Raw genomic sequence first — 6,839 nt, forward strand, 5'->3', positions numbered from 1 at the left:
TGGCATCTCAATTAAGGACACAGAATATTTTGATATTGATGTATATGCAATGCTGATTGAACTCGAGGTTAAAACACTATCCAATGAACCACAAACAAAAAGAGCAACTCAAAGGGACATAGATTTATTCTTATTATAAAGGTAGGTGAGTATGATGGCAGAGACAATTAAAGGCATAAATATTAAGTTGAGTCTTGATGGCAAGGATCTTGATAACGAATTAAAAGAGATAAACAAAGAACTTAAAGAACAGCAAAAAGACTTGCGTGCCATTAATACAAACCTAAAATATGACAGTTCAAACGTTGAGCTTTGGCGTAAGAAACAAACCCAGTTAAATGAGATGCTTGAAACGACTAAAAAACGCTTAGATACGCAAAATAAGGCGTTAGAAAAGGCTAAACAAGGTCTTAAACTTGGTACAACTTCAGACGCTGAATTTAGAAAAGTTCAACGCAATGTTTCATACAGTGAATCAGAAGTAAAACGACTTAATAACGAACTTGATAAAACAAAATCTAAGATCAAAGATTTAGGCAATGCTAAGTTTGACAATATCGCTAAGGTTGGTAGTACCTTAACCAAAAGTCTGACGGTTCCTATTCTAGGTGCCGTTACTGCTTTAGGTGCACTTGCTAAAAAAGGTGCTGACACTGCTGATGCACTTAACGATACTGCTCAAAAAATAGGGATGTCTATTGAAGCTCTACAAGAATGGAATCATGTCGCAACTATTGCCGGAACAGAAACCGGTAGTTTGGAGCGTGCCTTTGTTAAGGTGAATTCAATTCTAGCTGATATTGCCTTAGGTGATGTTAAAAATATCGCAGGTCCGCTTCATGCACTTGGCATATCGATGGAAGACTTAGAAGGTAAAGACACGAGTGAAGCTTTCGAGATTATGAGAGATGCCTTATCTAAAGTAGAGGATCAATCTTTAAAGACTGCACTTGCTAATCATTTATTTGGTGACAAGTTAGGTTCTGAGTTGCTTCCAATGCTTAATATGGAATCAGAAGCAATAAACGAGTTAAGAGAACAAGCAAGAGCACTTGGTATCATTACAAGTGAACAAGCTGAAACAACAGGTGCATTTAATGACTCGCTGGATAGACTAAAAGTATCAACAACAGCACTTTCAGTCGAACTAGCGGTAGCGCTTGTTCCAGCTATGCAGTCTGTCGTTGAAGCAATCACCAATAAACTCATTCCTGCAGTAAGTAACATGATTTCATGGTGGACGAATCTTAGTAGTGGCACACAACAACTGATTGGTTTCTTAGTTGGACTTGCAGCTGCTGTTGGACCCGTATTAACTATCATCGGTAAAGTTGGTCCGATACTAAAGGTAGTAGCAGTTGCTTTAAAAGGCGTCGGTGCTGCTGGTGCTATTGCAGGGATTGGTATTAATGCTGCAACCTTAGGCATTGGTGCTTTGATTGCGATTGTAGTTATGGCTCTAATGCGTAGCGAAAAGTTCAAAGAATTATTAGAAAAACTCATGGAGACTTTTATGAGACTCCTAGAACCTATCATGAAGATAGTTGAAGTTTTAATGGATGCATTAATGCCTATCGTTGAGATAGTTATCAATATATTCACAAGACTTATCGACATATTAGTGCCGATCATCGATATGATCTTAGCTCCAATGATTAAACAACTCGAGTTTTTAGGTAATATTTTTGAGATGATATCACCATTAATTGAAATGGTTGGTAATGTTTTACAAGCAATCCTAGTTCCTGCATTTAAGGCATTAGAGTTCATTTTAAACCCGATATTAGACATATTAGAAACGATTATTGGATTCTTCACAAAGATATTTGATTTTGCTGGTAGTGTTGGAGATGTTGTTGGTGGTGCATTAGGCGGTATTGGTGATACGATTGGAAATGTTGTCGGTGGTATTGGTAATTTTATCGGAGATGTTGCAGGTAAAGTTGGCGATTTTGTTGGCGGTGTAGCTGATAAAGTCACTGGAATTGCTTCAAATGTGGTTGATACGGTATCGAACTTTGCAGGTGGTGCAATTAAAGGCGTAACAGATGTTGCAAACAATATCGTCGATGGCGTTTCTAACTTTGCTAATAACACCAAAGAAAAGGTCGGTGGCATATTCGGTAAGGTTGGCGGTTGGTTCAGTGATACATTTAATCTGAAAAAGACTTCGAATACAAGTAACCAAACGTCCAATAAGAGCACAACCAATAATGCAATCACCATCAATACATCATCATCCACATTCGATATTGATTCAATCAACAGAGCGTTAGGTGGTAAGTTTATATGACAAGAAGATTTTACTTAGAGAATGAACATGGCCAACAATTCCATTTTAAGTATCACAGTGGTGTCTTACTATCGAATGTTATAGGATTAGGTTTTCAACTCAATATGACGTACTTGAAATATGGCAATATCCATAAAACAGTCAAAAGAGAAACGCCTTTAACAGAAATAAGTGGACTACTAAACTTCATGGATGGGTATCAAGGTTATCAACGATTTATCGACTACTTAAATCAAGGTCGAGATAATTTGAAACTATACTATGTTTCCAATGACATAAAGTATGTTCACGCTGACGTGGTTTCATTAAGTAAAGCAGAGATAAAAGCTGGATTACTAAGCTGTGAAATCACATTGAATAAGAAGAGTTATTGGATTAAAGAAAGACAAATCATCATTGACATAACTGAAGTCCTTGATGGCAAAGTTTATCCTTACCCATATGATTACACGTATCAGATTACACAAGAAGGACAAACCACGATTGATGTGGGTGGTTCATTTAATGCAAATGTGATTATTGAAATGGAAGGGTCAGTCGATCATCCAGAGATCAATGTGATCCAAAATGGGACACTAGTCTCAAGTCTAAGACTGAACTTAGTTGAAGAAGATATCAAAATACAAATATCATCCGTAGCAGACAATAAGTATTTGAAGATGATTAAGAATGACATTGAAACAGATATCTATGCATATCAGGATTTTGAGAAGGATAATTTTATCGAATTAAAACCAGGTAGAAATACATTAGAGTTTAAATCTGGTGTGATGGAAGATACGTTATGTAAAGTTCATATCTTTGAATACCATCTGGGGTGATTGTTATGGACTTAATTATATTAGATCACTTGAGTTTCACATATAAAGATCATGCTTACATTGGTGATGATTTTGAAATTATCCATGACATCGTTATTACACAAAAATCCCATTTCAAGATTAACAAAAGCAAACTAAATGTTGCAGTTGGTGATTATGTTTATGTAAAAGAAGATGGTGGTTACTTTGGTATCGTAGAAAATATCGAAGATGAAAAAACGCATCTTGTTATTGCAAGTGTTGATTTCAAAGAGCTATTAAAAGTTGAAGTGTTAGTCGAAAGTTTCAACGGTAATGTGGCAACATATATAGAAGAAATCATTAGAAAAACATATCTTCAAAACAGTGACACCAAACAAAACTTAAACTACCTAAGCATCAGTGTGGAAACATCGAAGCTGGGTAGTTTTGTTTTTGATGCTGATAAAGTTATGACGATTTATGAACTGTTGGAACTGGCTAACCGGATGTATGGTGTTTATATCAAACATGAAGTGATATTTAATGACGGAAGTTTTAGTGGAATATTAATAAGAATCGTTAATGTGACAAGAGGCTTAAAAATAAAAGCAGATAGCCTCATCTTAGAAGACTTAATCATCAATGATTCAAGCAAAGAAAGCACGAATAAAGCCATATATTATCCAAAGACAAGTAACTTATTTTTTAAGGATACGGTTATATATTACCTATTAACCGATGGCACTATAACAAAAGATAATACAAGTAATCTAAGATATCCAAAAGTCATATCAAAAGTTGAAACATATTCAGATAATGATTACTTAGATTTGGATACAAAAGTTCGCTCAGTTCTCAGTATTGATAAAACAGATCATCAAATTAGTTTTATGATCCAAAAAAAGAATCACTCATTAGATATCTTAAGAACATTAGAGATTGGTGATTTTGTTGAATTCATTCATAAGGGCAAACGGTATGATTCATTGGTTACCGGTATTAAGTATGTGAGCACTTTTGAAGTAGCAACCATCACACTTGGTGAGTATCGTTTAAAACTCACTGAGAAGATTCAAATTTTAAGCAAAAACGTAAATAGTAAGGTAGGGAATGTCACAGTGAATAATAGTGGATATTCTGATTTAGATGGAGGAGAGTTTTAATGGGAGTTCAAAAAATAACCTTTGATGGTTCAAGCGTCACATCAAAACATGATGCAGATTTAAATGACTTTATATTTTCAGTTGGAACAGGTGTCCTCTTAGGTAGTAGGAATAGTGTGTTTTATACGCTTGCTAATAACACCATTACATTTGAGGATGGTTATGTCATGGTTCAAGGTAGGTTAATCTATATTGAAAATAATACCCAAGTCATCGTTACACCAAATGCAAATCGACTAGGATATGTGGTTTTGAATGTAGATTTAACCAATAATGAAGTCTCAATCTATGTAAAAGAACAAGCATCGACTTATCCTAATTTAGTTCAAAATGACTTAAGTAGTGGTCAAGGTCAGTATGAGTTTGCATTATGTGCCTATTCCAAAACAACCACATCTGTAACACTAAATAACCAGTTTAATAGACAAACCTTATTGAATGCGGATAGTCTGGTCTACAACCTTGAACAAAAGATTAGAAATCAAACATCACCAACCATCATTAATCCGACATTCATTTCTCAAGGTGTGTATAGGATAAGTAATTATTATTCAAATGACTTAATGAGAGCATTCATCATGATTGTATTAAGCAATGGAACGGTCGTGAATTTACCAGGACCTTTGATATTTGAAGTGCTGGGTTCTAATACTTCTGTAGGTTACACTTACAACGGTATGTCATACTCAATGTTTGTTTCATATCAAAATGGCAATACAACCTTTTCATGTGGTTCGACTACACATACAATTAGTCGAGTTGTTATATATCGTTTCTAAGGAGGAAATAAAACATGGCAGTTATACAAATTAAAAGAAGAACGTCTGCTGGTACAGGACCCATTGTAGGCACAGCAGGCACAATTAAAGCCGGTGAACCATTAGTTGACTTAAACGGCACGAATTTATATATCTCAAAAGCAGATAAAACAGGTTCTAGTGCGAATCCATTAACAAGTAATGATTATATCGAATTTGCAAGTAAAGCTAATGCTGAAGCTACGATGGATTCAAAGATTAGTGCACTTGGACTTGGAACAGCATCCAAAAAGAATACAGGTACAACAAATGGTACGGTGCCTTTAATTGGTGCAGATGGAAAACTTCCAACCTCAATCATTCCAGCAGTGAGCCCTGTAACAAGCGTTAATAGTAAAACTGGTGCTGTAGTTATCACATTATCAGAACTAGGTGGAGTTGCAACATCTACTTATAATGCACACGTATCAAGTAATCTTCACTTAACTGATGACCAAAGAACAAAGATTGCTAATGTGAAAAATGTTGCCTTGATGCAAGGTGTAGGTGCTAAGTTCGATACGACAAAGGCATCATTCGATGCATCAGTTCTTGATAATGGATTAGTACTCCATAGTATTCAGGATACAAACTATAATCCAGTTAAAACTTTTTATTACATTGGTATTGATAAAACAAAAGTACTCACACCAACATCGGTTATTGATGGTGGAACATACTAATGGCTATCATCAGAGTTAAAAGAGGCACATCGGTTCCAACCACAAGCCATTTGACTCAAGTTGGTGAGCTGGGTTTCGATACAACAAATAATGAATTATATATTAGAGGTAACAGTAGTGTTATTAAAATAGGTGGTGGATTCTCATTGCTATATGAGGGCAATCTTTCGATACCTACGACCATTACAGCTAATAACATTACGCTCAATAGATCGATTAATCTATATGATAAGATCCTAGCGTTTGAGGTTAGAGCAGTTACAGCCACAGATTCTTATGAAACACATATTGTTTACGGTAGGATGGGTACGAATAGCACAACATCAGCAAGTCCAACATACGATAGACTTTATTCATGGACTACCTTCGATGGCCAATATTTCAAAACACATTCATTCAAAGCATATGTTTCAAACTCAATCTCAAATACGATGACGATTGGATATTTAAGACATTTGATTGGAAACTTTAGTGGCACATCAATCGCATGGACTACGAACACATCAACAACTGTTTACTTAGAACGTATTTGGTTGGTTAACTAGGATGGCATATACTTTAACGATCCATAGTATAAGTCCTACAACTGCATCAAATACAGGAAACATTGGTTTAGTGATTAATTTCACATTATCAGGTAGTGGGTTTTCACTTCCTGGTTTTTCTTTAAGTCTGTATGATGCACTAACCGGTGGTACCTATGTAAAGTCTCTATATTATGATGACACTAATGATTTACAAAGTGGTATGGCATATAGTGTTTCATTTTCTGGAGTTAGCCCAGGAACCTATTATATTGAAGTATTTTTTAAAGCACCAGGATCAACAAGAAGAGCCATCACGATTACAGGTTCATCGAGTGCTACTGAACTCATTACACTAAATGGTAGTAAAGTCACATCAAACTCGCTAAATGGGAGTCAAATTACAAATGAAACAGTTAATGGAGCCAAAGTATATGGCTCTTAATAAGAGGAGGAATATAAAATGGCAATAATTAAAAACTTACAATCAAGGGTAGGGGTAGATGTTAGTTATCACCGTATCATCGGTATCAACATTAATTATCGAAGTAGAAAGATTATACTTTGTGTCGCATCCTACATTTCAAAGGATAAAAG

The 6,839-nt window shown here is 35.3% G+C and carries 7 protein-coding genes; all 7 read left to right on the forward strand.

What is annotated here, in order from left to right:
* The first annotated feature begins 154 nt into the window (after positions 1-154).
* From JN09_RS06290 to JN09_RS06320, 7 genes are read left to right on the forward strand one after another with little or no spacing between them, the layout of a single operon-like run.
* Complete coding sequence (locus JN09_RS06290; RefSeq protein WP_204433899.1) at positions 155-2,293, forward strand: phage tail tape measure protein; 2,139 nt, start codon at positions 155-157, stop codon at positions 2,291-2,293.
* Positions 2,290-3,114 carry a phage distal tail protein domain-containing protein gene (locus JN09_RS06295; RefSeq protein ID WP_204433901.1) on the forward strand — a complete coding sequence of 275 codons (825 nt, stop codon included), beginning with the start codon at positions 2,290-2,292 and terminating at the stop codon, positions 3,112-3,114. Before JN09_RS06290 ends, JN09_RS06295 begins: the two co-directional genes overlap by 4 nt.
* 5 nt (positions 3,115-3,119) lie before the next feature.
* On the forward strand, positions 3,120-4,238 hold the full coding sequence (locus tag JN09_RS06300) for a hypothetical protein (protein ID WP_204433904.1): 1,119 nt from the start codon (positions 3,120-3,122) through the stop codon (positions 4,236-4,238).
* Positions 4,238-5,017 (forward strand): hypothetical protein, encoded by a 780-nt coding sequence (locus JN09_RS06305; RefSeq protein ID WP_204433906.1) that lies wholly within the window; start codon positions 4,238-4,240, stop codon positions 5,015-5,017. The genes JN09_RS06300 and JN09_RS06305 overlap by 1 nt, the downstream gene beginning before the upstream one ends.
* A 14-nt stretch (positions 5,018-5,031) precedes the next feature.
* A complete protein-coding gene (locus tag JN09_RS06310; RefSeq protein ID WP_204433613.1) occupies positions 5,032-5,718 on the forward strand; it encodes a hypothetical protein in 687 nt (228 codons plus the stop codon).
* On the forward strand, positions 5,718-6,263 hold the full coding sequence (locus JN09_RS06315; RefSeq protein WP_204433612.1) for a hypothetical protein: 546 nt from the start codon (positions 5,718-5,720) through the stop codon (positions 6,261-6,263). The genes JN09_RS06310 and JN09_RS06315 overlap by 1 nt, the downstream gene beginning before the upstream one ends.
* 1 nt (position 6,264) lies before the next feature.
* Positions 6,265-6,687: a hypothetical protein gene (locus JN09_RS06320; protein ID WP_204433611.1), complete on the forward strand. Its 423-nt coding sequence runs from the start codon at positions 6,265-6,267 to the stop codon at positions 6,685-6,687.
* Positions 6,688-6,839: the final 152 nt, after the last annotated feature.

The sequence above is a fragment of the Paracholeplasma morum genome (genome assembly GCF_016907055.1).
GTDB lineage: Bacteria > Bacillota_I > Bacilli_A > Acholeplasmatales > UBA5453 > Paracholeplasma > Paracholeplasma morum.

Coding starts and splice junctions, on each gene's coding strand:
- JN09_RS06310 (WP_204433613.1), top strand. CDS start 5,032: ATGGCAGTTATACAAATTAAAAGAAGAACGTCTGCTGGTACAGGACCC.
- JN09_RS06305 (WP_204433906.1), top strand. CDS start 4,238: ATGGGAGTTCAAAAAATAACCTTTGATGGTTCAAGCGTCACATCAAAA.
- JN09_RS06300 (WP_204433904.1), top strand. CDS start 3,120: ATGGACTTAATTATATTAGATCACTTGAGTTTCACATATAAAGATCAT.
- JN09_RS06320 (WP_204433611.1), top strand. CDS start 6,265: ATGGCATATACTTTAACGATCCATAGTATAAGTCCTACAACTGCATCA.
- JN09_RS06290 (WP_204433899.1), top strand. CDS start 155: ATGGCAGAGACAATTAAAGGCATAAATATTAAGTTGAGTCTTGATGGC.
- JN09_RS06295 (WP_204433901.1), top strand. CDS start 2,290: ATGACAAGAAGATTTTACTTAGAGAATGAACATGGCCAACAATTCCAT.
- JN09_RS06315 (WP_204433612.1), top strand. CDS start 5,718: ATGGCTATCATCAGAGTTAAAAGAGGCACATCGGTTCCAACCACAAGC.